Here is a 23,491-nt window from a genome sequence, read left to right as displayed (position 1 = left end):
AAGCCCGTGATTTCCCGCATGATTTTCAGGACAACTCGAAAAAGTACACCAAACTTCAGTTTAAACCAACCCCCCGACCCCATTTGACTCGCCACCGGGAGGCCCTGTCCCTTTAAAACGCCAGGGGGTCGTTGGAAAGAATCCGCTCCAGCTCTTCCATCTGGCGCTGCTTCTCTGTGGCCTCGGGGGTTGCGGTCTCCTCCCTGGGCAGCTCTTTTTTCTTCTCCGCATACCGGGCCGGCTCAAAAAGCTTGGCGGCCATGGACTTGCCGGCAGACACGCCCTTGACGCGGATCTCCCGGAACAGCCTGCCGTCGGCGTAGAACTCAATGCGTGCAGGGTACATGGCCTTTCCCTGCTTGAACCAGTCGTGGTACCAGATCTCCACCCGGTGCGCCCCTTCCTTCTCAAAAAGGATCCAGCGCATGGGCAGGAAACTCTCCTTGTCCACCCAGAACTGGGGCCGGACAGAACCGTCCGTGGACTTGGCACCCATCACCCAGGCGATGCGCCCTGCGTGGCGATTCAGGGAAGTCACCGACAGATCCACGCCGGCTTCGGTAAGGCGCTTTGCCATCAACGAGTCACGGCGGAACTGCAGGGGATCCCGATAGCGATCCGCCGCCCGCTCAGGCCCCTTGTCCAGCACCCCGTCCACCACGCGGAACCAGGTATCAAAGGTGGAAAACTGCTCCACCTTCTTCTGCCCTGCCGTCACCACGGAGTGAAAGCGATCGGGCACGGAAAGGGTCACGACCTCGTCAAAGACCAGGTTCTCCTCCTCGGAGGCCTCGGTGGCCGCGCTGCGGAAAAAAAGCTCTTTCTGCTGAAGGGTCGCCGTCACGGGCTTGCCCAGCTTTTTCACCATTTGGCGGGTAATCTGCGAAGAGGAGAGAAGGTAGGCCTCGGCCGAGCCGGCACAGGCCAGTAGAAAAAGAAGAACAAAGGAGAGAACTCGCCTGTGTGTCACTTGCGTCATCACGGCACCTTTATAAAAAAGCCCTGCGCCCTAAAAGAAGGTCCGCAGGGCTCGATATGTCGCTTAAAAATCAGGCAGTTTCCTACCCGAAGATACGTCCGTTGTAACGTGCGGCAGCCCCCAGCTCTTCCTCGATACGGATCAGCTGGTTGTATTTGGAGACGCGATCGCTTCGGGAGATGGAGCCGGTCTTGATCTGCCCGGCGTTGACGGCCACGGCGAGGTCGGCGATGAAGGTGTCGGCGGTCTCACCTGAACGGTGGGAGATCACCGTGGTAAACCCGGCCTGGGCGGCCATTTCGATGGCATCCAGGGTCTCGGAGACGGTGCCGATCTGGTTCAGCTTGATAAGGATGGAGTTGGCTGCAGAATCAATGATGCCCTTCTCCAGGATGGCGGGGTTGGTGACAAAAACGTCGTCGCCCACAAGCTGAACGCGATCCCCGAGGAGTTCGGTCATTCGGATCCAGCCTTCCCAGTCGCCTTCGGCGAGGCCGTCCTCGATGGAGACCACGGGGTAGTTCTCAATGAGGGACGCATAATAATCGACCATCTCATCGGCGGTGAGGCTGCGGCCTTCGCTCTGGAGCTGGTATTTTCCGTCTTCGAAGAATTCGCTGGCTGCGGCGTCCAGGGCCAGGGCGATGTCTTCGCCGGGGACGTACCCTGCCATCTCAATGGCCTTCATGATGAGCTGGATGGCCTCTTCGTTGGAGCCGAGGTCCGGGGCAAAGCCCCCCTCGTCGCCCACACCGGTGGTGAGGCCTTTGTCCTTGAGGATCTTCTTGAGGTTGTGGAAGGTCTCGGCGCCCATGCGAACGGCCTCGGCAACGGTGGAGGCGCTCACGGGAATGATCATGAACTCCTGGATGTCGAGGTTGTTGGTGGCGTGGGAACCGCCGTTGATGATGTTCATCATGGGAACGGGCATGTTCCGGGCATTGACCCCGCCCAGGTACTTGTACAGGGGCAGGCTGAAAGCGTTGGCGGCGGCGCGTGCGGCAGCCATGGAGACGCCGAGCATGGCGTTGGCGCCCAGGGCCGACTTGTTTTCGGTGCCGTCGATTTCGATCATGTGGCGGTCAAGGCCGGCCTGATCGGCGGCGTCCATGCCCATCACTTCGGGGGAGATCTTCTCCATGATGTTGGCAACGGCCTTGGTGACCCCTTTGCCGAGGTAGCGCCCCTTGTCCCCGTCCCTTAATTCCAGGGCTTCACGGGTGCCGGTGGAGGCACCGGAAGGAACAGCCGCACGCCCCATGGCGCCGCAAGCCAGGGTTACATCCACTTCCACGGTGGGGTTGCCACGTGAATCCAGAATCTCTCGTGCCTTCACATCAACAATAGCGGTCATCTTTTCCTCCAGAAATAGCCCCTTCATCCGTTGGAAGGGGCAGATAAACCTCGTGCACGCACCCGGAGACCGGGTCGGCCGATGTAGTAAAAAAACCTGAACGTTAACACGGGCCTCGAACCATTGGGTTCAAGGCATATCAGCGGTCCCCGCAATCAAGCCGGGCTGGGTGGCGCACCACCTGATGCCAGGCGCATAGGGGACCGACGTTGTTACGTATGCATCTTGGTTGCGGGTGATGATCTCCCGGCGGGACGTCTGATGATGGTTCCGTTCGCATCAAAGGCCCTGAACGGACCAAAAGTAACCTACAACTCCCCTTACGCTCTGTCAAGTCGCCTCGTCCGTTGCCCCTGGGGTTCGCATGATCAGCTCGCGCACCAGCTCTGCGGTGATGCCCCAAAGGGTCCCGTGGGACGTCTCCCAGAGGTACACCTCACGGGTCAGGCCGCCCCAGGGCTTGTGGTACCGTTTCGGCAGGCCCAGGGCCTCAGCAGGAAGCAGGGTGACACGCCCTTTTTTCGGGTGGTCGTAGTGGGGCTCCACCATCAGGCGCACATGATGAATCACCGGGTCCGTCTCCCTGAAAAAGGAGAGAGGCAGGGTAAACCAGCCCGCGACCTCGTCTTCATTGACGGTCATGGTCTCCAGGATGCCGTCTTCAAGCACCCCCACGTAGCACGACACCGTCACGCCCACCGAGGTAATAAGGGTGTCCAGCTCCCCGATCACCGTCACCTTGTCCGGTGCGATGCCCATCTCCTCGCAACACTCCCGCAGGGCCGTGGCCCGGAGGTCCTCATCCTGAGAGGGGTCGAATCCGCCCCCGGGAAAAGAAATCTCACCGCCCTGGCGGATCCCCTCGGTGCGTGTCTGGAAGAGGAGGTGAAGCTCCCCGTCCACCCTCACCACCGGGGCCAGAACCGCGGAATGAATGAAACGGTCCCACCCCAACACCCCGGGGCGACCGGAAAGAGCCTGTCTCAACTGGTCAACGGCATCCATGAACCTTTTTGTCTCCAAGCCTAAATAGTGGTACCGGAAGGGTTTATAAAGCCACCCGGCATGTCTCGTTTACCTATAGGGATGCCTACGTCCTCACCCTTGGATCTGTCAACACAAAACCCGCACCCGACGTTGCGTCGCCCGGCCTGCCGTTCCTCCCCCCCTCCCTTTTTTCCCATTGCCATCTGACGGCACTCTGTGTATTTTTTATCAGATTAATCCAGTAAAAAAGACAGTTCATTCCTTGACAGCCAAGGCTTTCCGGTGTCATGCACGCCTGTTTTGCGCCCTGTCCCGCAAGGAACCATCACGGTACCGTCACCGTGGGCATTTTTTTTATGGGGATGACAGCCGGCAGGAGACACATGGACGTTCAAGAGCAAGCCCTGATCCTCGTGGTCGACGACGACCACCTCTTTTTTGAAAGCATGAAAAGCCTCATCACCCGTATGGGGCACCGGACCCTGGGAGCAGGCTGCCTGGCCGAAGCCCATGCCTGCCTGGACAAAGAAGCCGTGGACATCGTCCTGCTGGACCTCTTCCTCCCCGACGGCCTGGGGGTCGACCACATCGAACGCCTCAGGCAAAGCGCCTCAAACCCCGAGCTCATCATGATCACCGGCAAAGGAGACCCCGATTCCGCCGGACAAGCCATCAAAAAAGGGGCCCTGGACTACCTCGTCAAGCCCTCGTCGGTGCAGGCCACCCGATCGGCCATCACCCGGGCCCTGACCCATCGAAAGGCCATCCGGGATTACCGCAGGCCCAGCCTCTGCCTGGATGCCATCATCGGGCAAAGCGCGCCCATCCGGCGCTGCTTCGACATGGTGGCCCGTGCCGCCGGATGCCACTCCGGGGTACTCATCACCGGGGAAACAGGCACCGGCAAAGAGCTGTTTGCCCGCACCATCCATGAGAACAGCCCGAGAAAGGTCCACCAGTTTATTACCGTGGACTGTGCGGCCCTCACCGAAACCCTGGTGGAAAGTACCCTCTTCGGCCACAGCAAAGGCGCCTTTACCAGCGCAGACCAGGACCGCACCGGCCTGGTCAAGGCCGCCGACAAAGGCACCCTCTTCCTGGATGAGATCGGCGAGATGCCCCTGGCCCTCCAAAAGAACTTCCTGCGGGTACTCCAGGAGAAACGCTTCCGGCCCGTGGGCAGCACAACGGAGGTGGAGAGCGATTTCCGGGTCATCGCCGCCACCAACCGGAACCTCCCCCGCATGGTGGAGGAGGGCCGGTTTCGGCGGGACCTTCTTTTTCGCCTCCGCGCCTTCACCCTAAAACTCCCCCCCCTCCACAAACGCAAAGGGGATCTCATGCCCCTTGCCGTCCATCACGCCCGGGGGCTCGCCGCCCGCTACGGCATGGCCGAAAAACAGTTTGAGCCCGGGTTCTTCGACCAGCTTTCCCGCTGTGTCTGGCCGGGCAACGTCCGGGAACTCTTCAACGTCATTGAGCACGCCTTCTTCGCCGCCGGAGAGTGCCCCATCCTCCGCATCATGGACCTGCCCGAGGAGATCCGCATCGAACTAGCCCAGCTCGCCGTCACCCAAGGCCAGGCCACCGAAGCCGAAGGAGAACCCCACGACAGCCTCAGCCACTTCTTCGCCCAGGGCGAACCCTCCATCAAAGAGGCAAAAAGCCGCCTGGAACAACGCTATCTGGAAGAGCTGATCCAGTACACCCAAGGGGATGTCCAGCGCATGCTCGATATCTCGGGACTCTCACGCTCCCACCTCTACGCCATGTTCAAACGCTTCGAACTCACCCAGTATTTGAAAAAATAAACAGAGAAAAGCCAAAAAGATGCCTTCTATGGTTAAAGTCCGGTGAACCACAGGGCCAGGGATAAAAAACAAAAGCGATGCCTCCGGCGGCGAGGTGTGTCACCTCGAAAGCAAGTTGCGAATGCGCTTTCCCCTTCGTTCCTCAGGGAAAATCACATTCGCTATTGATTCAGATTAAACCGAATCTGTTTTCTAAAACTTGTTTATTAAACTATTTAAAAGTTTAGCCCCCGGCAGGGCCGCCGGAGGTATCTTTAACCGCACTGCCTCCGGCGGTCGGGGATGATCCCCTGAACCCCAGGTTGCGAATGATTATCGCAAAACTAACCACGACCTGTTTGTCTAACGTTTCAAAAGCATGATTCGAATGGCCTTGCCCTCTTTACTCTGCTATTGGTTTGATAGTACTTGTGGTATGTCTATATAAATATATTTTCAAAGCCAACCACAAACAAAGATGAAGGCACAATGACTGCACCGACAATCATCATGGGCATCCTCGCCATATGCCTCGTAAGCTATGGATACACAACGGGAGCGCATATTGAAGGTATGAAAAACACCTTCAACATGTCTATTCAGATTATTCCCCTTCTGTTTTTTTCATTTACCATTGCAGGCATGATGCAGGTGTTGGTTTCCACTGACGGCCTGACCAAATGGGTAGGTCCGGAATCGGGATTCAAAGGAATTTTAATCGGCACACTCGTGGGCGGCCTGACACCGGGCGGACCCTTTGTCAGCCTCCCCATCGTTGCAGGATTCATTCATTCAGGGGCAGGAATCGGAACCGTTGTGGCCTTCATGACATCGTGGTCCATCTGGGCGGTCATGAGGCTCCCGCTGGAAATAGGCATCCTGGGTTGGAAGTTTACTATCGTCAGACTGGCTTCAAGCGCCATACTTCCGATACTGGCCGGTGTTATCGCAAACGTGTTCTTTTCATGGGTTCACATCAACTAAAAACGGACTATTTTTCTTTGTGCATTTCACAAAAAAAGCCCCCACATCATTTGATGCGGGGGCTTTTTCATGTCGACGCAGGACACACACGATGTGTTCTATCCAGCAAAGTAGTGATCCACCTGCTCGGCGGCAAGCCCAACATACCGGGCGGGGGTCAGGGCCTTTAAGCGGGCCTTGGCCTCGGCCGGGACCTTTTCCAGGGAGTCGATGAAGGCGCCGAGTTCGGCTTCGGTGATGCGCACACCGCGGGTGAGGGCTTTGAGCTTTTCATAAGGGTTTTCTTCCCCGTAGACCCGCATGACGGTCTGGATGGGCTCGGCGAGAAGCTCCTGGTTGGCATCGAGGTCTGCCAGCATGGCCGCTTCGTTGAGCTCCATCTTGCCCAGGCCCTTGATGGTGTTCTTCAGGCCGATGATCACATACCCGAAAAGGGCGCCCATGTTGCGAAGGACCGTGCTGTCGGTCAAGTCCCTCTGGAACCGGGAGTTAAGAAGCTTCACGGCAAGGTGGTCCATCATGGAGATGGCGACGCCCAGGTTGCCTTCGCTGTTTTCAAAGTCGATGGGGTTGACCTTGTGGGGCATGGTGGAAGATCCCACCTCGCCTGCCACGGTCTTCTGCTTGAAGTAGCCAAGGGAGACGTACCCCCACATGTCGCGATCCAGGTCAATGATGATGGAGGCGGCACGCACCATGGAGTGAAGGGCCTCGGCAATGTAGCTGTTGGGGTTGATCTGGGTGGTGTAGTACAGGGGGCTGATCTTCAGGTAATCGCGCACGAAGCGTTCCCCGGCGGCAATCCAGTCCACCTCGGGAAAAGCCGCGGTGTGGGCGTTGTAGCCGCCCGTGGCGCCGTTCATCTTGGCACCGATGTCCACGGAGGCGAGATGGTTCATCTCACGACGGATACGCCAGGCAAAGTTCACCAGCTCTTTTCCCACGGTGGTGGGGGTGGCGGGCTGCCCGTGGGTGCGGGACATCATGGGCTTGTCGCGCCAGTTTCTGGCCATGGCCTCCACATCGGAGAGGAGGTCTTTCATCACGGCAAGGACCTCTTCGCGCCCCTTTTCGATCATCAGGGCGTAGGCGGTGTTGTTGATGTCATCGGAGGTACAGGCAAAATGGGTCCACTCACGGATATCGGCAAGGCCCTTTTCGGCCAGCTTCTCCTTGATATAGTACTCAACGGCCTTCACGTCATGGTTGGTGGTGCGCTCAATTTCTTTAACGCGCAGGGCACCCTCTTCGCTAAAGGTATCGGTGATCTCCCGAACCGCTGCCTTCCACTCCCCTTCGGGGGCGGCAAATTTCAGGTCATCGATGATGAATTCCAGCCACCTGGCCTCCACCAGCACGCGATGACGAATCAGTCCGTACTCCGAAAAAATGTCCCGAAGCGATTCGGTGAGCCTTCTGTACCTGCCGTCTAGAACGGTCAATGCCTTCACTTGATCCATGGTGCCTTGTCCTGTTGTGGTTTTGTTATTGGAAGTGTCCGATCCATTCATGGCAACCATGGGGCGGGCCATGGAACCTTTCCGCGATGACAGGGCGATGGTTTTCGAGCCTGCTGCCGGGTGTATGTTTTACGCCTGAAGCTTTAACCCGGATATTTCACATAACAATCTGTAATAATCTTTTTTATTACTTTGCCTTGATCGGTTTTTCATGAAATATCCGGGTTAAGGATTACGCGGGATGTCGTATCACAAGATGCGGGGAAGAGACAACCGGTTTCAAAAACATAGCCGGAGGGCATCACCCGTCCAGGCAGCTCTTCTTGAGCTCCCGCCAGAAACGGCGGCTGCGAAGGGCCAGCTCGTCTTTGTCCCGGCAGAGATGGGGCAGGCCGAGCTCCACGGTGACGGAGCAGTCCACCCAGACGGAGAGATCCACCTGAAAGACAAGCTCGCCGTTATGGGCGGCAATGCCCACGTCCTCCACGTCAAAGGACCGAAGGGACAGGCCGTGGGCCAGGAGCCCCTGCAGTGCGTCTCCGTCCAGCCCTTCCCGGACCCGTTCGATCATGGCCTCTTCGCCGATTTTTATCTCAGCAGGATCTGCTGCTGCGATCATGCCCCCCTCCTTGACTCTCCGGGCAGCCCCCCGGCAACGGTGTGCGTAACAGCGACGGGCTGCACCACAGCCCGGGCAAAAAATCCCGCAAAAAAGTTCCGGGGCAGCTGCATCAAAAGCATCTGACCTCCGGACATCTTCCTTGGAGACTCCCCCACAAAACCACACTTGAAAAATGAGGTCAACTCTGTTAGCCCTTTCCAGTGAAAGGCCCGTCACCCTATCCGATTCCAAATTTTCAGCAACCGGGAGAAAGAGCAGTGCTTCACATCGGATACCTCAACCTCTCCTCCCACACGGATCTGCTGGAGATGACCCGCAACAACCCCTTCCTCGCCAGCCACATGCGCCCCATCAAGTCCGGCAGTACCCGGCGCATCGCCAGGGGCATCCTCAAGGGCTGGCTCGACGGTGGGCTGCTCCCCCTTCCCTTTGCCCACGTGCTGGCACGCTGGCAAAAAGGGATCTGCGTCCTTGCCGCCGTCCAGAACACGGGAAGCGCCCTTGTCACCCCCGGAGCTGAACCCCTTGAAGATTTCCGCGATCTTGCCGGCACCCGCATGCTTTTTTCCTGCATCGGATCCATGGAGTACCTCCTGGCCCATCGCCTCTTCCGGGAATGCGGCCTTGCTTTAAGCCCCGATGCCGGCCCCGACGGAATCCTTGCCGAACAGATGGCCCCGGAGATGATCCCCGAGGCCCTGCGGGTCAACCCGGACGGATCCATCGGCGCTGCCGTCCTGGAAGAACCGGCCCTGTCGGCCATGCTTGACGAAGGCACCACCTCCCAGCTCATTCACTGCCGGGACCTCTGGCCCGAGTACACGGGTGCCGTGCTTGTGGTACGAAACACCGAAGGGCCCGCCCGGGCGAAACTCCTCGACAACCTGGCAAGGGCTCTTATCACCACCGGGCCCGCCCCGACAGCACCCAACGCCCCCAAACTCATCCCCCCCTGCCGTGCAGATTTTCTGACAACAGGACGTTACCTGGACGATGAACAACTCTCACCCATGATCGCCTCCCTCCTCTGACGGTGTTTTTTCCCGACGCTTTTTTTGTCCCGACCTTTAAAAAAGGCTTAAATATTCCCAAAAAAGTGACGATGGTATAGAAAAGTTGACGTGGTTTGGTTGGAAAAGGAGACATAAATGTCTATCGACATGGATATGAACATATTGGCAGTGGACGACTCCGGAACGATGCGCGTGATGTTCCGGCAGTACCTCGAAAAAGCGGGTTTCACTAAAATTTCACTGGCGGTTAACGGAGTGGATGCCCTCAAAAAACTCGAGGCAGAGGGTCCCTTTGATCTCATCATCAGTGACTGGAACATGCCCACGATGGACGGCCTGGAACTTCTCCAGGAGGTCCGCAAACGCGAGGCGCTGAAAAAAATCCCCTTTATCATGGCAACAGCCCAGGGGGACAAAACACAGCAGGAGATCGCCCGAAACGCCGGAAGCAACGGCCACGTGCCCAAGCCCTTCGATGAGGTGGAACTCAAAACCGCCATCGAAAAAGCCTTCGCGCCCACCGAAGAGGCAACCTCGGCAGAAAAACACACCCCGGAAGTCCGGGACGGCAAGGTGGTGATCCGCCTGGGTCACATCCAGATCACCGACCACCTGGCCCTGGGGATTCTAAAGCACTGGATCGACAAGGGCGAGGTCAGCCCCGAGCGTTTCATCCTGGAGACCGATCGCCTCCCCGGCTGGAACCCCGTGCAGGAAAAGCTCGAAAACGGCGAAGTGTCCGGCGCCATGGTGCTGGCCCCCATCGCCATGGACCTTTTTGCCTACAACGTCCCCATCCGACTGGTTCTCTTCGCTCATAAAAACGGCAGCGGGTTTGTCCGCAGCTCCCGGTACGAAGAGGGCCCCTTCAGCGACAAGGCGGACTTCTACAAATACAAGGTGGTGAACATCCCCCACAAGATGTCCATCCACAACATGCTGGCCCACCAGTACCTCACAGGCCTGGGCCTCAAACCCGGCGTGCCCGGCCAGAAGGCCATCAACGTCCGCTTTGAGGTGGTCCCGCCGGTGAAAATGCCCCCCATCATGAAAGAAGACGACTCTGTCGGCGGCTTCATCGTGGCCGAGCCCATCTGTACCCGGGCCGCCTCGTCAGGCCTCGGCTCCATGGAGTTTGTCTCCGGAGGCATGTGGCCCGACCACCCCTGCTGCGTGGTGGCCCTGCGACAGGAGCTTATCGAATCAGCCCCGGAGGCGGTTCAGGAGCTGACGGACCTCCTGGTGAAAGCCGGACGCTTCGTGTCGGAGAACAAAAAAGGCGCCGCCGAGATCGCCCTCTCTTTCCTCGACCCTGAAGGGAAAATGGGCCTTTCTCTGCCCGTCCTCCTCCAGGTCCTCGGCCAGAAAAACGGCATCACCATGGACGACCTCTACCCCTCCGTCGAAGACCTCGATAAAATCCAGAACTACATGTACCACGACATGGGGATCGGCAAGCTCATCGATCTCAACAAATTCGTGGACCTCCGGTTTGCCGACAAGGCCACAGGGCGAGGAGACGCCGCCTCCGGCGCCGCCTGATCCCAGACACCAAATACAAAAAGCCCCGCACCTTTCGGTTGCGGGGCCTGTCATTATCAGGTTCACCCTCTAAAACGGGGCCTCGGACGCGGATGCACACCGCGGAAGATGCCCTGTTTTTTTATGTCCTCTCTTTGGCCGGCCTCAACTCCGAAGGACGCCACCGGAGCGTTGCGCCACCTCCCCTTCCAGGGGCGGTCCCACGAGGAGCCGGATGCTGGAGACAAGGTCCTTCATGGACACCGGCTTTTCCATGACGGCGTCAAAATGCCGGGCATCGGCCTGCCAGGGCGTACCCGACACCCCGATGATGGGGATCACACCCTTTTCCGACCGGCGTATGTACTCTGCCACGCCGTTGCCGCTCATCCCCCCCATGACCAGGTCTGTGATCACCAGGGCGTAGTCGCCGTTTTCGAACATGCGGATACCGGTCTCACCGCTGGCCGCCGTATGGACTCGGTATCCCTGACGCTTAAGCATCAGGCGATACAGGTTCAAGAGGGCCTCGTCATCATCAATCACAAGAAGTGATACCATGCTCACCCCGTTCCAAGGAACAACGTAGAACAACCGTTTATATTATAAACTGAATACCACTCACGAAATCAATGTTTACGAATTACTTCCCAAATATCTCACAGATTCCTGCTAAAATCAAAAGAAATATTCACCCCGCCCCTGGGAAAGGGGTATCGTTGACGGTACGACACGTCTTGAAAACAAGTGTAACTCATGGAGCCACTCCTTAAAAAGCATCGTGTCCAAACCGCTTGCCATGGATGAGTAAGGGCTATGACAAAAATAAAATATACACGTATTGGCGTGTATAGCATTCCATGAATGCCTTACCGATCAGTAAACTCCCGCCACCGACCAAACGGACAACATGTCAGGATGTATAATCATTTTACGGCCGAGCCCTAAACGCCATCAACCCCGCGTCAGAAAAGCCCTTGCATTGGCCTGCATGGTCTCAAAGGCCGACTCGGGAAGGCCCGCCCCTGCGATCACCTTGCGGGCAAAGGCCTCGTCGATGAGGTCCCCCGGGTCGTGGGTGTCGGTATCAATCACCATGGATGCACCGGCCTTGAGCGCCGCCTTGCCCACATGGCCGTTGGTGAGGCTGTGGCCGCCGCGGGCCGTGATCTCCAGAAGCACCCCGTTGGCTGCGGCCAGGGCTGCCTCCTCGTCGGTGATCAGGCCGGGATGAGCCAGTATGTCCACCTTCGCTTCGATGGCGGCCCGGTTGGTCCCCGGGGCCACGGGCTCCACCACGGTCTCCCCGTGGACAATGACGACACGGGCACCCAGGCTGCGTGCCAGGGCCGCCCCTTCGGCGATATGGGCCGGGGGCACATGGGTCAGCTCGATGCCGGGAACCACCTCAAGGCCCATCACCTCGTTGAGCTTGTCGGCCACGGCCACAATGCGGGGAACGATGAAATCGATGTTGGACAGGTCACCGTGATCGGTGAGGCCCAGGGCGGTGAGCCCTTTGGCTTCGGCCCGCCGGGCGAGTTCCGAGGCCACCAGGACACCGTCGCTGAAAAAAGTATGGGCGTGAAGATCAATCATGGTCGCAAGGCTCCTTCTCGTGGAAATGGGGTCCACCCCGCCCTTGCTTAAGGGCCGGGAATACGGGTTACCCATACCACGTCAGGGGGGCCATTTCATGGAAAAAATAGCCCCATGTCCCGCTGCCGAATCAAAACAGGGGGGCCTCACACCTTGTATTTCCCGAAATCTTCCGGGGACAAGCCTTCCAGGTATTCCGCCCAGCGCTTGCCTTCGCTGCTGTCATCGGCCACCTCCACAGAGTCCGCCTCCCTGCGTGCCTCCTCAAGGACATGGTCCTCAACGAAGATGGGGGCGCGAAAGCGAACCGCCATGGCAATGGCGTCACTGGGGCGGGAATCCAGCTCAAAACGCTGCTCCCCTGCGGTAAAGACAATGCGGGCATGGTAGGTATTCTCAACGAGATCGGACACCACCACACGTTCGACAGCGGTGTCGGTCCGGCCCAGGTACTGACAGAAAAGATCGTGGGTGAGGGGACGCTGGCTGGGGGTCTCCTGGAGACCAAAAACGATGGATGAGGCCTCGAGAAGGCCGATCCAGATGGGAAGAAGCCGTCCATCCTTCTCGGACTTGAGCACCAGGACCGGGGTCCTGGTGGTCTTGTCCATCGAGATGGAGGCAATGGTCATTTCATGTGTCATGGTTCACCTCCCTTGGGCGAAACGCGTTGCCTTGTTTCGCTTCGGATGCCGCCGTAATAAACTGGCGACGGGGGTTGGACCCGACAACATCACTCATGGCCGGGTCAGATGCCATGCACCGATAACCGCACGTAAAACGCTTAGACCAGCACCCCCCTTAATGAGTGCGGCAGTCCCACTTCAATATAAACCGGAACCACTTTTCCCACAAGGTTTGCATCGGAGGCCTTGTCCCCTTCGGTAAAGTTCACCACCCGGTTGCAGGAGGAGCGGCCCGTCCACTGAAGGACCCCTTTCACCTCTTTGCGCCCCTCCACAAGAACCTCCACGGTGGTCCCCGCATAGGAGAGGTTGCGCTTTTCCGAGAGCTCCTTTTCAAGATCCAGAAGCGACGCCAGGCGGCGGCTCTTGTCCTCTTCGGAGACCTTGCCCTCATACCCCACGGCAGGGGCATTGGGACGATCGGAGTATTTAAAGGCAAAAATTCCGGAAAAGCCCACAGCCTTGACCAACTCCAGGGTTTCGGCGAAATCCTCGTCGGTCTCCCCGGGAAAGCCCACAATCATGTCCGAGGTCAGGGCGATATCCGGGCGCACCTCTTTCAAGCGATCAATGCGCTGCATGTAGTCTTCGCGGGTGTATTTCCGATTCATCTTCTTGAGCACGGCATTGGAGCCGGACTGCACGGGAAGGTGAATGTGGTTGCAGAGCTTGGGCAGGTCCCGGTAGGCCTCCACCAGGCCGGGTGAGAGGTCCTTGGGGTGGGAGGTGGCAAACCGGATACGTTCCAGACCCTCCACCTCGCTGACACGCCGGAGCAGCTCGGGAAAATCGCAAAGGTCCTCTTTCTTGCCGTAGGAGTTGACGTTCTGGCCCAAAAGGGTCACCTCCCGTGCGCCTCGCGCCACAAGTTCTTTCACCTCCTGCACAATGGCATCGGGATCCCGGCTCTCTTCACGACCCCGGACGTAAGGAACGATGCAGTAGGAGCAGAAGTTGTCGCACCCCCGCATGATGGTGACGAACCGTGAGACCTCCACCTCGGCGTCCATGGCAGGGGTCGGGATCTCATCGGCAACGCCCATGGTCATCTCCACATCCACCACGGGGACCCGGTCGTATTCAAAGGTCTTCACCATGGCCGCAAGGCGGGCATAGGCCCGCGTACCGAAGACGAGGTCCACATAGGGCATGCGCCGGAGAATGGCGGCGCCTTCCTGCTGGGCCACGCACCCCCCGATGGCCACAATGAGCTCCGGGTTCTTCTTTTTCAGGGCACGCATCCGGCCCAGGAAGCTGAAGGCCTTCTCTTCGGCTTTTTTTCGAACGGTGCAGGTATTGACGATCACCAGGTCGGCATCCTCCACCTCATCGGTGGGAATGTAGCCCAGGGGCCTCAGCACTTTTTTGAACATCTCGGAATCGTAGACGTTCATCTGGCAACCGATGGTGTATATATAAACGCACTTCATATTCATCTGACTTATTTACCTCTTGTGGACGCTCCCTTGCGGGGCTCCTTGCTCACGTCGCCTTGCAGGCTCAACGGCTCTCATGAAAATCCGGGGCCTCAATCTCTTCCAGGCAGACCGTGCCCTCAAAACTTTCAAGGACCCTTTCCACCTCATCTTCACACCCCGGCGCAATGCGAAGCACGATGATATCCCGGTCCCTGTTGACGGTGGTCACCACCAGCAGGTTGTCCAGGGCCTCAAAGGTGTACTTCACAAAGACGATATCCCCACGCCTGAGCTTGAAATATCTTTCGATGCACCCCACTTGCGCTCCTTACGTTTCATGACGGGCTCTTCATGGCCCCCGACCCCTGCGGACCGACAGACCAAACCATTGGAAAACGTTATCCTTTACCACATCGTCTTGCCCGGCACCACCCCTTTGTCCCCCTGCCCCCGCCTTCCGAAACCCTTTGAACCCTCCCGGTGGATGGTGTATGGTCTCCCCAACCCGTTACAACGCAACGGCATGCTCGGCTTATGCCAGGCCGCCGCTCCATTCGATCCGGATACTTCCGATTCATCAGAGACACGATTTATGCACACAGACTGGACCACCACCGACATTGACGACTCCCGTGCCAGGGAGCTGGGCACCACCCTCGGCGTCTCACCCGTCACGGCGAGCCTCCTCATGGCAAGGGGTCACGAGACCCCGGAATCCGCCCGGGCGTTTCTCACCCCCACCCTTGCAGGGCTCCGTCCGCCCCAGCGGTTGTTCGGCATGGACACCGCCGTTAAGCGGCTGGTCCGCGCCATCACCGAAGGCGAAGTGATTTTTATCTGCGGGGACTACGATGCCGACGGCATCACCTCCACGGCCCTTCTCGTCACCTTTTTAAGAAGCGCCGGGGCCCATGTGGCCTGGCACCTGCCACACCGGGTAGAAGACGGATACGGGTTCCACGCCTCCCAGGTCACCGACCGCGCCGTTCCGGCACAGGCCAGGGTCATTGTCACCGTAGACTGCGGCTCCACCTCCTTTGAGGCTGTCAACGCAGCCAAGACCTGCGGCATCGATGTCATCATCACCGACCACCACACCACCGGAGACACCCTCCCCGATGCCCTGGCCGTCATCAACCCCAAGCAGCCGGCCTGCGAGTCCGGCATGGAGAACCTGGCCGGGGTGGGCGTTGCGTTTTACCTGGCTGCGGCCCTTCGCACCGCCCTTCGCGACATCGGCCACTGGAAAAAGGGGGGAGAACCCAACCTGAAAGCCCTGTGCGACATCGTGGCCCTGGGCACTGTTGCGGACATCGTGCCGTTAACCGCAGAAAACCGAATCCTTACGCGGGCAGGCCTTGAGATGATCAACCGGGACACACGGCCCGGCATCGCCTCCCTGCTCACCGCGGCCAAGGCGAATAAAGAGAGCGTGGACTCCGAGGACATCGCCTTTCGCCTGGCTCCGCGCATCAACGCCGCCGGTCGCATGGACCACGCCCAGGTGGGCCTGGACCTGATGCTGGCCCCCAGCAAGGCCCAAGCCGCCCCCATCGCCACCGAGCTCTGCCGCCTCAACAGCCATCGCCAGGAGACCGAAGCCCGCATCTTCGATGAGATCGTCACCTACATCGAGGAGAGCCCGGCCATGCTGGACCGGAAATCCCTGGTCCTGGCCAGAAACGGCTGGCACCCCGGCGTGTTGGGAATCGTCGCATCCCGGGTGGTGAGGGAGTACGGCAAACCGGCCTTTGTCATCTCCGTGGACGAACGGGGAATCGCCAAAGGCTCCGGCCGAAGCATCCCCGGCGTGGACCTCTACAAGGCCCTTTCCGCCACCTCAGACACCCTGGAACGTTTCGGGGGGCATCGCCAGGCCGCAGGCCTTCAGCTCCGGGCAGACCGCATCGTGGACTTTCACAGGGAGCTGGAGTCGCACCTGACCGAAACCACCACCCAGGAAGACTACCTGACGGCCATCCCCGCCGACGCCCGCCTGCCCCTCTCCGAGATCAGCCCGGCCCTCATCGACGAACTGGAGACCCTGGCCCCCTTTGGCGAAGGTAACCGGGAACCCCTGTTCATCGCCGAGGACATCCAGGTCCTCTCCTCCACGGAGGTGGGACGGGGACACCGGCGATACATCCTGGCCGCAAAGGGAAACCCCCACCTGGCCAAGTGCATGGCCATCCGCTTCAACCATCCCGGGGGACCACCGGAAAAACGCATCGCGCGATGCCTCTTCTCCCTTCGCTGGAACCGATGGAACGGCGGCAAGAGCCCCCAGATGCAGATCCACGACATGGAAACCTGAGGCAAAAAAAGGAACTATTCAGCTCCAGAAAGCGGCCTTCGGCGGCAAGGTGTGCCACCTTGCAAGCAGGTTGCGAATGTGCTTTCCCCTCGTTCCTCGGGGAAAATCCCATTCGCCTTTAATTTGGAATGACCTGAATCTGTTTTCTAAAACCAGTTTATTAAACGTTTTAAAAGTTTAGCCCCCGGCAGAGCCGCCGAAGGCATAAGCTGAATGGTTACGCAAAAAACGCCCTTCACAAACGTTCGAAATGGCGCTGTTTTCAGGCCTTGCGCCCCTTCAGACCCCCTTTGGAACGGCCCGACAATTCCCTTGATTTCTTCAAGGAGGAAAGCTATGATCCTTGTGCCGAATCCAGAGGAGCCCCAGCCCTATCGGGCCCTTGGACCAAGCCCGCCTGGATGCCGGAACGGGTTGCTGCGAGCACCACGCATCACGGCTTCGCAGGTCCCTTGAAAGGGCCCCGCACCCGTCAGCATCTGCAACACAGTAAATTCATGATGGCTCCGCGCCCCCGGTCAGCGTGCCGTCGCCCGCGACATCAATACCCCATCGGATCCATCAACCATAGACAGGAGGGTGAATGGGAAAAGTATTCCGTACAAACAACAAGGAGTCCATGCTCCTTTCGCGCATAGAGTCGTCCAAGGAGAAAGAGCGCCGCGTTTCCATCGAAACCGCCCGCGACAACCTTGAACCCATGAGCAATGCCATTTCCCAGAAACTCGTGGAAAACAGCCTTGTGGAGACCACAAGCAAAAACTCCCTTCAGGACCAGATCGAAAAGAAGCTTGAAAAGCTGGTCAAACTCGATGACTTTGAGATCGATTACCAGATCGCCCCCTTTCGTGAGCTGGTGCAGAACCCCAATGTCATCAGCCTGGTGGTGACGGCTTTTGTCCTTGAAACCCTCATCGACCACAAGGATGTCATCGACATCTACGGCTCCGACGATGAAATCTACAACTGCATCAACACCCAGGTGCAAAAGTTCATGCCCCCCATGTAATACGGGGAAAAGCCCCTGGACCGGTGCGGTGCAGCACCCCCATTTAAAGCGCACAAAAAAAAAGCCGACCTCCATCGATTAAGGATGGGGACCGGCTTTTTGTTTTTTTGCCTGTGGCAGCCCTTTTTGCAGGGCCGTAAGGGGTCTTTTCGCTACCCCTGTCTTTCGAAAAAGAAACGATCCTCTCCGAAGGCGGGCTTGAGCCCATCCAGCCAGACGGCCTTTTCGTCGTATTCAGCAAAAAAAAGTTTGTTGACCCAGTCAGGATTCCGAGCCTGGATAAACTTCAAGGCCATCACCTTCTCACCGCCCACCTCAGCGATGCCGTCCACCAGCACCTTGCCGGGGGTCGCGCTCATGGAAGGGCCCCGAACGGTCCGGGCAAGCCCCGACACCCTGCTGTACGCCTCGGTGAAGATCCGATAGGCCTCGACCAGGGGCACGCTGAAGTACTCCTTGGGACCGGTATCACGCTCCACAAACATGTAATAGGGAATGGCCCCTAAGGCGACCTGTTTCTCCCACATGATGCGCCACACCTCGGGGTCGTCGTTGATGTGACGAATCAGCGGTGCCTGGCAACGGATGTTGGCCCCGGTTGACAGGATCCGGGAAATCGCGGCCTGCACGGCGTCTGTCTCAAGTTCCCTGGGGTGGCTGAAGTGACTCATGACGGCCAGATGAAACCCGGCGGCAACAATCTCATCGAAAAGCCCCATCAAATCATCGGCATCCTTGTCCGTCAGGAACCGGTAAGGCCAGTAGGCCAGAACCTTGGTGCCGAAACGGATGGACCGGACGTTGCCGGGTCGCTTTTCAAGAATAGGTTCCACATAACGGCGAAGGATCCGGCTCGTCATGATCATGGGATCCCCCCCGGTGAAGAGGACGTTAGTCACCTCGGGATGTGCTTCGAGATAGTCCACCAGGGCCTGGGGATCGCCACAGGCAAACTTCAGGTCGTCGACACCCACAAACTGGGCCCAGCGAAAACAATAGGTGCAATAGGCATGGCACACCTGCCCCTGGGTGGGGAAAAAGAGAACCGTCTCTTTGTATTTGTGCTGGATTCCGTTGATGGACTGACCATGATCGCATTTGGGAACATTAAGCTCCATCTGTCCCGCAGGATGGGGGTTCATCTTCAGCTGAATGTCCCGTGCGGCCGCCTGGAGGGCCGCCTCGGGTTCACCGGCGGCAAATTTCGCAGCAAGGGCATCGTAATCCTCCACACCCATCATCCCCTTCTGGGGGAAAATAAGCTTGAAGATCGGGTCCCCTTCGGGGTTGCTCCAGTCGATGAGCTCATCGATGACGTAGTTGTTTGCCCGGAAGGGCATCACGCGCGAAACGATTTGAATGGCGTCGTGAATCTCGGAGGGAAGCGCTTCAAACTGCGGAATGGTATCAATGTTACGGGTTGTAAACGCTTTATAGTTCTTGGGTTTTATGTTGAATTTACTCAATAGACCTCCTTATGCCTACTCTATTCCTGCGGAAGTACGGAAGGTTACCCTCCTTTTATCTGTGTGTTAACGGAAATTAAACATAGTCGATCAATGACTATCCCCCGTCACCCCGCAATTCATTTTATATTTTCTCTTAAACGCCGTAATATAATAAATTTTAAGGAATTTGTCAATTCCTCCGGTCTCCGATTCACAGACAGCGGAGACCTTTGCTATGGCGCGATTCCTTTCTTCGCAAACCGTCACCCCAAGCGCCTGCCCTGCCACGTCGCAAGCACCAACAGACACAGCTTTACACTGCGGCTTCCCGGTAAAACAAAGGCATACACCTCCACCGGGGGTCGTTACGGGCGATGGTCACGCACCATACGAATTGTCTATATCTTGTTCCTGCAAAAAAACGGGCAGCCCCTGTGATGATGGCAGGCGCCGTCGGCGCCTGCCTCTGGAAAGGGCCCTGCAACGTGAAGGGTGGGCACGCATCCCGGTTTTCCGGCTAATCCCGGCGTTTTTCCAGTCGGGCCACCGCTTCGATATGAAAGGTGTGGGGAAACATGTCAACGGGCTGCACTTCACAGATCTCGTACTGCGCCTTGAGCATCTCAAGGTCCCGGGCCAGGGTGGCCGGGTTGCAGGAGACATAGACGATGCGATCCGGGCTCAGCTCCGCGACCCGCTCGACCACCTCTTTGTGCATGCCGGCACGGGGAGGGTCGATGATCATCACGTCGGGCTTGACGTCTACCCCCGGAAGGGCTTCCCGGATATCCCCCAGCACAAACCGGCAGTTCTCCACCCCGTTTCGGCGGCAGTTCTCGTTGGCGTCTTCGATGGCGCTGGGCACAATCTCAAGGCCCGTGATCTCAGAGGCCCCCTTGGAGAGCCAGATGGGAATGGTGCCCGTGCCGCTGTATAAATCGATGACCCGCTCGGTCCCCGTAAGGCCTGCAAACTTTTCCACCGTGGTGTAAAGGGCCTCGGCACCGGGGGTGTTGGTCTGGAAAAAGGAGTTGGCTGAAATGTTAAACGTGTAATCCCCCAGGCGATCGGTGATGAAGGGCTCACCTGCCAGGCATTTTTCACTCTCCCCAACGGCCACCCCGGCCTTGCGGCTGGTGATGTTGTTGACCACGGATGCCACCTCGGGAAAAGCGGCCACAAGCTCGTCGGCCAGGGGCTGGACCACGTCGGGCCGATCTTCGGCCGTGACGATATTCACCATCCAGCGGTCTTCATGGTAGGAGTGCCTCAGCATGACGAACCGCCAGAAGCCTTCGTGGCTCCTCAGGCCGTACACGGGAAGATCCGACGCCTTGATGTACTCCCGGACCTTTTCCAGGAGGCGGTTCCCCGTCTCCGGCTGGATATGGCACTGCTTGATGTCGATGACCTTGCTGAAGGTGCCGGGGACATGCAGCCCGATGCCCAGCCCTTTTTCAATCTCGGGGTCGTTGAGTTCATGGGGCAGGAGCCAGCGGCTGTCCGAGCAGGAGAACTCCATCTTGTTCCGGTACCCGAACAGATGCGTGGACGGCAGGGTCGGATGAACCGTCACCCCATGGATGTTCCCGATGTGCCCGAGGGACTCCACCACGTGGTCGCGCTTGTACGCAAGCTGCGTCTCGTAATCCAGGAACTGCCATTTGCAGCCGCCGCACCAGGATGCATACTCGCACCGGGGCGCAACGCGGTTTTCCGACGGCTCCAGAAGCTCCAGCGTCCGCGCTTCGGCAAAACTCTTTTTCTTTTTAAAGACCCGCGCCCGAACCGTATCCCCGGCCACGGCGCCGTCAATAAAAAGAGCCATGCCGTCTACCCTGGCAAGGCCGCGCCCACCGAAAGCCATATCGGTGACCGCTATGTCGACCACTTCACCTTTTTTTACCGCCATAATACAAAACTACCCTTTTTGGCTTTCACAAAGCCCTGATGATTCCGATACTCAGACCGGCCCGCAGTGATTTTCGGGCACACGTCACCCCTTTCGTACCGAGTGCGAAGCTGATTATACTATCCGATGTATACAAATCTTGGCAAGGTTTTTCGATCCGGAAAGGACCGGAATGGGAACATCCGACAAGGAGAGGGGCCGTATGGCCCCTTTAAGGAAAGACTCAGAGCAGCCCGGAATGAAAGTGGGCAAGGGGCCCGTGGCCCGAGCCCAGCTGCTGGGATACGGCGCCTTGAAGCGCCCCTGAAGTATACGTTTTGGCCTGTCGGGCCGCCTCGCAAAGGGAGAGACCCCGCGCAAGGTACGCGGCCAGGGCCGAGGCCAGGGTGCACCCGGTGCCGTGATCGTTTCGGGTCTCGATGCGGGGCGCGGCAAAACGGGTGAGCTGCCCCGTCTCCCCTTCAAAAAGAAGGTCCGGGCAGTCGTGCCCGCCAAAGTGCCCCCCCTTAAGGAGCACATTGGAACACCCCATGGCCACCAGGCGCCGGGCCGCGGCTTCCATGCCGTCCAACGAGGCGACGACAAGGCCGGTGAGTTTTTCCGCCTCGGGAATGTTGGGGGTCATCACCGTTACCCGGGGCATCACATGGGCCAAAAGAGCCCGTGGTGTCTCTTCGGCGTTCAGCCCGTCTCCGCTCTGGGCGGCCATGACGGGATCCAGAACCACCGGGACCCCCTTAAGGGTTCCCAGGATCTCACCAACGGCTTCGGCGTTTTCAGGAGAACCCAGCATCCCGATCTTCACGGCATCTGCCCCGATATCTTCAAGGACCGCCTCCATCTGGGCCCGGACCATGTCCGGGGGCACCGGCATCACCCGGCTTACGCCCCGGGTGTTCTGGGCCGTCACCGCGGTCACGGCGGTCATGCCGTAACAGCCCAGGGAGGCCAGGGTCTTCAGGTCGGCCTGAAGACCGGCCCCTGCGCAGCTGTCGGAGCCCGCAACGGCAAGAACCCTGGGCGGCGTCATGGCAGCCGGTTCCCGGCAGCATCGATGATGCGGGCCTGCTTTTCGTTTTCACGACGAAGTTTATCGATCACTTTCTCATTTTCCGTCACCTGGTGCATGTACCCGTTGGTCTTCTCTTCGAGTTCTTTGACCTGGCGATCCAGGGTGTCGATCTCACGGGTGAGGGATTCACACTTCTTCTCCAGGAGCTTTTCCCGGTCTTTTTTCTTTTCCAGGAGTCCCATGTATCGGATGCGTGTGTTCTCTTCGGCCTTGCGCACCACCCGGGCGGAAACCACCAGGTTCACCACCTCCATGGAGATCCCGAGGATAAACCCGTAGATCAGGCCTTGCCGTCCGAAGTTCGACGCCACGAGGAGGGCCAGCATTGTCGAGATAAAGACCATTGCTCACGTCCTGTCTGCTTGTACATGAGAATCGTGTCCGGCCCCCACCACCCATGAGCGGCACCCACGAAGTGTTGAATAGCGAACCTTAAAGCCTGCAGGTCCGGATATCTGTCGCGATCACCCCTTTGGCCCCCACATCCACCAGATGGTCCATGATGGTGTTGAGGTCCTTTTTGGGCGCCATGGCCTTTACGGCAAACCACCCCTCGCGCCGCAGGGGAGCTACGGTGGGGGCTTCGATGCCGGGAGTCACGGCGCAGGCCTTTTCAAGGGACTCTCCGGCCACGTCGTACTCCACCATCACGTACTGCCGGGCCACCACGATGCCCTTGAGACGTTCGATGAACATCTGCTCCGGCGCGGTGAGGGTCTCCAGGCGGCCTTTTCGGGTCACCAGAAGGGCCTCGGAGTCCATGATGGGCTTGCCGCTGATGCGGAGTCCGGCCTCGGCCATGGTGCGCCCGGTCTGCACCACATCGGCGATGGCATCGGCCACGCCCAGGTTGATGGAGATCTCAATGGCACCGTCGAGCTTGATGATCTTTGCATCGATGTTCCGACGCTTCAGGTCCTGGCCCACTATACCGGGATACGAGGTGGCGATGCGCTTGCCGTTGAACCCTTCCGGGGTAAGCAGGCTCTCTTCGGGCACCGCGTAGCAGAACTTGGATCGTCCGAAGCCCAGGGACAGCAGTTCGTCGAGTTCGGACTCGCTGTCCATGGCCAGGTCCCGACCGGTGATGCCCAGGTCGATGATCCCGCTCTGCACATAGACCGCAATGTCTCTGGGGCGAAGAAAGATGAACTCCACCTGGTTTTCCACATCCGTCACTTTCAGTTCACGGCTGTAGCGGCGGCAATTGTACCCGGCTTCGGAAATAAGGGCCCGGGACTCTTCGGAGAGAGACCCCTTGTTGGGAAGTGCTATTTTCAACATCTGACGGTTTTCCTTACTCAACTGACGTGATGCGCTCCG

General features: G+C 58.6%; 21 protein-coding genes. 6 read left to right on the top strand and 15 right to left on the bottom strand.

The annotated features are described in order from the left end of the window. Positions 1–112: 112 nt before the first annotated feature. The 3 genes from BLQ12_RS17065 to BLQ12_RS17055 form a co-directional block, all read right to left on the bottom strand. Complete coding sequence (locus BLQ12_RS17065; RefSeq protein ID WP_092212266.1) at positions 113–979, bottom strand: hypothetical protein; 867 nt, start codon at positions 977–979, stop codon at positions 113–115. Positions 980–1,061: 82 nt separating this feature from the next. Next, positions 1,062–2,333: a phosphopyruvate hydratase gene (gene eno / locus BLQ12_RS17060; RefSeq protein ID WP_092212264.1), complete on the bottom strand. Its 1,272-nt coding sequence runs from the start codon at positions 2,331–2,333 to the stop codon at positions 1,062–1,064. A 330-nt stretch (positions 2,334–2,663) separates the two neighbouring features. Continuing rightward, positions 2,664–3,338 (bottom strand): NUDIX hydrolase, encoded by a 675-nt coding sequence (locus BLQ12_RS17055; RefSeq protein WP_092212262.1) that lies wholly within the window; start codon positions 3,336–3,338, stop codon positions 2,664–2,666. 365 nt (positions 3,339–3,703) lie between these two features. Here BLQ12_RS17055 and BLQ12_RS17050 point away from each other — a divergent pair, with 365 nt between their 5' ends. After that, the gene (locus BLQ12_RS17050) at positions 3,704–5,131 is read left to right on the top strand and encodes a sigma-54-dependent transcriptional regulator (protein WP_092212260.1); all 1,428 of its coding nucleotides are present in this window, start codon (positions 3,704–3,706) and stop codon (positions 5,129–5,131) included. A 468-nt stretch (positions 5,132–5,599) separates the two neighbouring features. Beyond that, on the top strand, positions 5,600–6,094 hold the full coding sequence (locus BLQ12_RS17045) for a permease (RefSeq protein ID WP_092212258.1): 495 nt from the start codon (positions 5,600–5,602) through the stop codon (positions 6,092–6,094). 98 nt (positions 6,095–6,192) lie between these two features. On the opposite strand, the gene purB is transcribed toward BLQ12_RS17045, so the two are convergent. Beyond that, complete coding sequence (gene purB, locus BLQ12_RS17040; protein WP_092212383.1) at positions 6,193–7,554, bottom strand: adenylosuccinate lyase; 1,362 nt, start codon at positions 7,552–7,554, stop codon at positions 6,193–6,195. A 301-nt stretch (positions 7,555–7,855) separates the two neighbouring features. Beyond that, a complete protein-coding gene (locus tag BLQ12_RS17035) occupies positions 7,856–8,173 on the bottom strand; it encodes a hypothetical protein (protein WP_092212256.1) in 318 nt (105 codons plus the stop codon). 260 nt (positions 8,174–8,433) lie between these two features. Between BLQ12_RS17035 and BLQ12_RS17030 the strand changes: the two genes are divergently transcribed. Next, a complete protein-coding gene (locus BLQ12_RS17030) occupies positions 8,434–9,207 on the top strand; it encodes a type 2 periplasmic-binding domain-containing protein (RefSeq protein WP_092212254.1) in 774 nt (257 codons plus the stop codon). Positions 9,208–9,324: 117 nt separating this feature from the next. Next, positions 9,325–10,731 (top strand): ABC transporter substrate-binding protein, encoded by a 1,407-nt coding sequence (locus BLQ12_RS17025; RefSeq protein ID WP_092212252.1) that lies wholly within the window; start codon positions 9,325–9,327, stop codon positions 10,729–10,731. A 144-nt stretch (positions 10,732–10,875) separates the two neighbouring features. On the opposite strand, the gene BLQ12_RS17020 is transcribed toward BLQ12_RS17025, so the two are convergent. The 5 genes from BLQ12_RS17020 to BLQ12_RS17000 all read right to left on the bottom strand — a co-directional run bounded on the left by BLQ12_RS17020 (position 10,876) and on the right by BLQ12_RS17000 (position 14,732). Further along, positions 10,876–11,271, bottom strand: a complete 396-nt coding sequence (locus BLQ12_RS17020) for a response regulator (protein WP_092212250.1) — start codon at positions 11,269–11,271, stop codon at positions 10,876–10,878. 393 nt (positions 11,272–11,664) lie between these two features. Beyond that, positions 11,665–12,309 (bottom strand): histidinol phosphate phosphatase domain-containing protein, encoded by a 645-nt coding sequence (locus tag BLQ12_RS17015; protein ID WP_092212248.1) that lies wholly within the window; start codon positions 12,307–12,309, stop codon positions 11,665–11,667. A gap of 146 nt (positions 12,310–12,455) precedes the next feature. Then, positions 12,456–12,953, bottom strand: coding sequence for a bifunctional nuclease family protein (locus tag BLQ12_RS17010; RefSeq protein WP_092212246.1), 498 nt, complete (start codon positions 12,951–12,953; stop codon positions 12,456–12,458). A 140-nt stretch (positions 12,954–13,093) separates the two neighbouring features. Further along, positions 13,094–14,431, bottom strand: coding sequence for a tRNA (N6-isopentenyl adenosine(37)-C2)-methylthiotransferase MiaB (gene miaB / locus BLQ12_RS17005; RefSeq protein ID WP_092212244.1), 1,338 nt, complete (start codon positions 14,429–14,431; stop codon positions 13,094–13,096). A gap of 64 nt (positions 14,432–14,495) precedes the next feature. Then, positions 14,496–14,732 (bottom strand): DUF4911 domain-containing protein, encoded by a 237-nt coding sequence (locus BLQ12_RS17000; RefSeq protein ID WP_092212242.1) that lies wholly within the window; start codon positions 14,730–14,732, stop codon positions 14,496–14,498. A 273-nt stretch (positions 14,733–15,005) separates the two neighbouring features. On the opposite strand from BLQ12_RS17000, the gene recJ reads away from it, so the two are divergent. Together recJ and BLQ12_RS16990 are read left to right on the top strand one after the other, a co-directional pair. Continuing rightward, a complete protein-coding gene (gene recJ / locus BLQ12_RS16995) occupies positions 15,006–16,727 on the top strand; it encodes a single-stranded-DNA-specific exonuclease RecJ (RefSeq protein ID WP_175469887.1) in 1,722 nt (573 codons plus the stop codon). A gap of 583 nt (positions 16,728–17,310) precedes the next feature. Beyond that, positions 17,311–17,736: a hypothetical protein gene (locus BLQ12_RS16990; protein WP_092212238.1), complete on the top strand. Its 426-nt coding sequence runs from the start codon at positions 17,311–17,313 to the stop codon at positions 17,734–17,736. A 152-nt stretch (positions 17,737–17,888) separates the two neighbouring features. On the opposite strand, the gene BLQ12_RS16985 is transcribed toward BLQ12_RS16990, so the two are convergent. From BLQ12_RS16985 to hisG, 5 genes are all read right to left on the bottom strand, one after another. Then, positions 17,889–19,202 (bottom strand): KamA family radical SAM protein, encoded by a 1,314-nt coding sequence (locus BLQ12_RS16985; RefSeq protein ID WP_092212236.1) that lies wholly within the window; start codon positions 19,200–19,202, stop codon positions 17,889–17,891. Positions 19,203–19,701: 499 nt separating this feature from the next. Further along, entirely contained in the window at positions 19,702–21,096 is a 1,395-nt protein-coding gene (gene rlmD, locus BLQ12_RS16980; RefSeq protein WP_092212234.1) for a 23S rRNA (uracil(1939)-C(5))-methyltransferase RlmD, read from the bottom strand. A 223-nt stretch (positions 21,097–21,319) separates the two neighbouring features. Beyond that, positions 21,320–22,126: a bifunctional hydroxymethylpyrimidine kinase/phosphomethylpyrimidine kinase gene (gene thiD, locus BLQ12_RS16975; protein WP_092212232.1), complete on the bottom strand. Its 807-nt coding sequence runs from the start codon at positions 22,124–22,126 to the stop codon at positions 21,320–21,322. Next, positions 22,123–22,512 carry a hypothetical protein gene (locus BLQ12_RS16970; protein ID WP_092212230.1) on the bottom strand — a complete coding sequence of 130 codons (390 nt, stop codon included), beginning with the start codon at positions 22,510–22,512 and terminating at the stop codon, positions 22,123–22,125. The genes thiD and BLQ12_RS16970 overlap by 4 nt, the downstream gene beginning before the upstream one ends. A gap of 88 nt (positions 22,513–22,600) precedes the next feature. Next, positions 22,601–23,452, bottom strand: a complete 852-nt coding sequence (hisG, locus tag BLQ12_RS16965) for an ATP phosphoribosyltransferase (protein ID WP_092212228.1) — start codon at positions 23,450–23,452, stop codon at positions 22,601–22,603. Positions 23,453–23,491 lie beyond the last annotated feature (39 nt).

The organism is Desulfoluna spongiiphila (genome assembly GCF_900101345.1).
Taxonomy (GTDB): Bacteria; Desulfobacterota; Desulfobacteria; order Desulfobacterales; family Desulfolunaceae; genus Desulfoluna; species Desulfoluna spongiiphila.
Note: the sequence above shows the minus strand (reverse complement) of the source record. Positions and strands in the feature narration are given on the sequence as shown.

Excerpts from the sequence above, each read along its gene's own strand:
- BLQ12_RS16990 (WP_092212238.1), top strand. The coding sequence starts at position 17,311 with ATGGGAAAAGTATTCCGTACAAACAACAAGGAGTCCATGCTCCTTTCG.
- BLQ12_RS17065 (WP_092212266.1), bottom strand. The coding sequence starts at position 979 with ATGACGCAAGTGACACACAGGCGAGTTCTCTCCTTTGTTCTTCTTTTT.
- eno (WP_092212264.1), bottom strand. The coding sequence starts at position 2,333 with ATGACCGCTATTGTTGATGTGAAGGCACGAGAGATTCTGGATTCACGT.
- BLQ12_RS17050 (WP_092212260.1), top strand. The coding sequence starts at position 3,704 with ATGGACGTTCAAGAGCAAGCCCTGATCCTCGTGGTCGACGACGACCAC.
- BLQ12_RS17055 (WP_092212262.1), bottom strand. The coding sequence starts at position 3,338 with ATGGATGCCGTTGACCAGTTGAGACAGGCTCTTTCCGGTCGCCCCGGG.
- BLQ12_RS17045 (WP_092212258.1), top strand. The coding sequence starts at position 5,600 with ATGACTGCACCGACAATCATCATGGGCATCCTCGCCATATGCCTCGTA.
- hisG (WP_092212228.1), bottom strand. The coding sequence starts at position 23,452 with ATGTTGAAAATAGCACTTCCCAACAAGGGGTCTCTCTCCGAAGAGTCC.
- BLQ12_RS17020 (WP_092212250.1), bottom strand. The coding sequence starts at position 11,271 with ATGGTATCACTTCTTGTGATTGATGATGACGAGGCCCTCTTGAACCTG.
- rlmD (WP_092212234.1), bottom strand. The coding sequence starts at position 21,096 with ATGGCGGTAAAAAAAGGTGAAGTGGTCGACATAGCGGTCACCGATATG.
- BLQ12_RS17015 (WP_092212248.1), bottom strand. The coding sequence starts at position 12,309 with ATGATTGATCTTCACGCCCATACTTTTTTCAGCGACGGTGTCCTGGTG.
- thiD (WP_092212232.1), bottom strand. The coding sequence starts at position 22,126 with ATGACGCCGCCCAGGGTTCTTGCCGTTGCGGGCTCCGACAGCTGCGCA.
- miaB (WP_092212244.1), bottom strand. The coding sequence starts at position 14,431 with ATGAATATGAAGTGCGTTTATATATACACCATCGGTTGCCAGATGAAC.
- BLQ12_RS16970 (WP_092212230.1), bottom strand. The coding sequence starts at position 22,512 with ATGGTCTTTATCTCGACAATGCTGGCCCTCCTCGTGGCGTCGAACTTC.
- BLQ12_RS17025 (WP_092212252.1), top strand. The coding sequence starts at position 9,325 with ATGTCTATCGACATGGATATGAACATATTGGCAGTGGACGACTCCGGA.
- recJ (WP_175469887.1), top strand. The coding sequence starts at position 15,006 with ATGCACACAGACTGGACCACCACCGACATTGACGACTCCCGTGCCAGG.
- BLQ12_RS17010 (WP_092212246.1), bottom strand. The coding sequence starts at position 12,953 with ATGACACATGAAATGACCATTGCCTCCATCTCGATGGACAAGACCACC.
- purB (WP_092212383.1), bottom strand. The coding sequence starts at position 7,554 with ATGGATCAAGTGAAGGCATTGACCGTTCTAGACGGCAGGTACAGAAGG.
- BLQ12_RS17035 (WP_092212256.1), bottom strand. The coding sequence starts at position 8,173 with ATGATCGCAGCAGCAGATCCTGCTGAGATAAAAATCGGCGAAGAGGCC.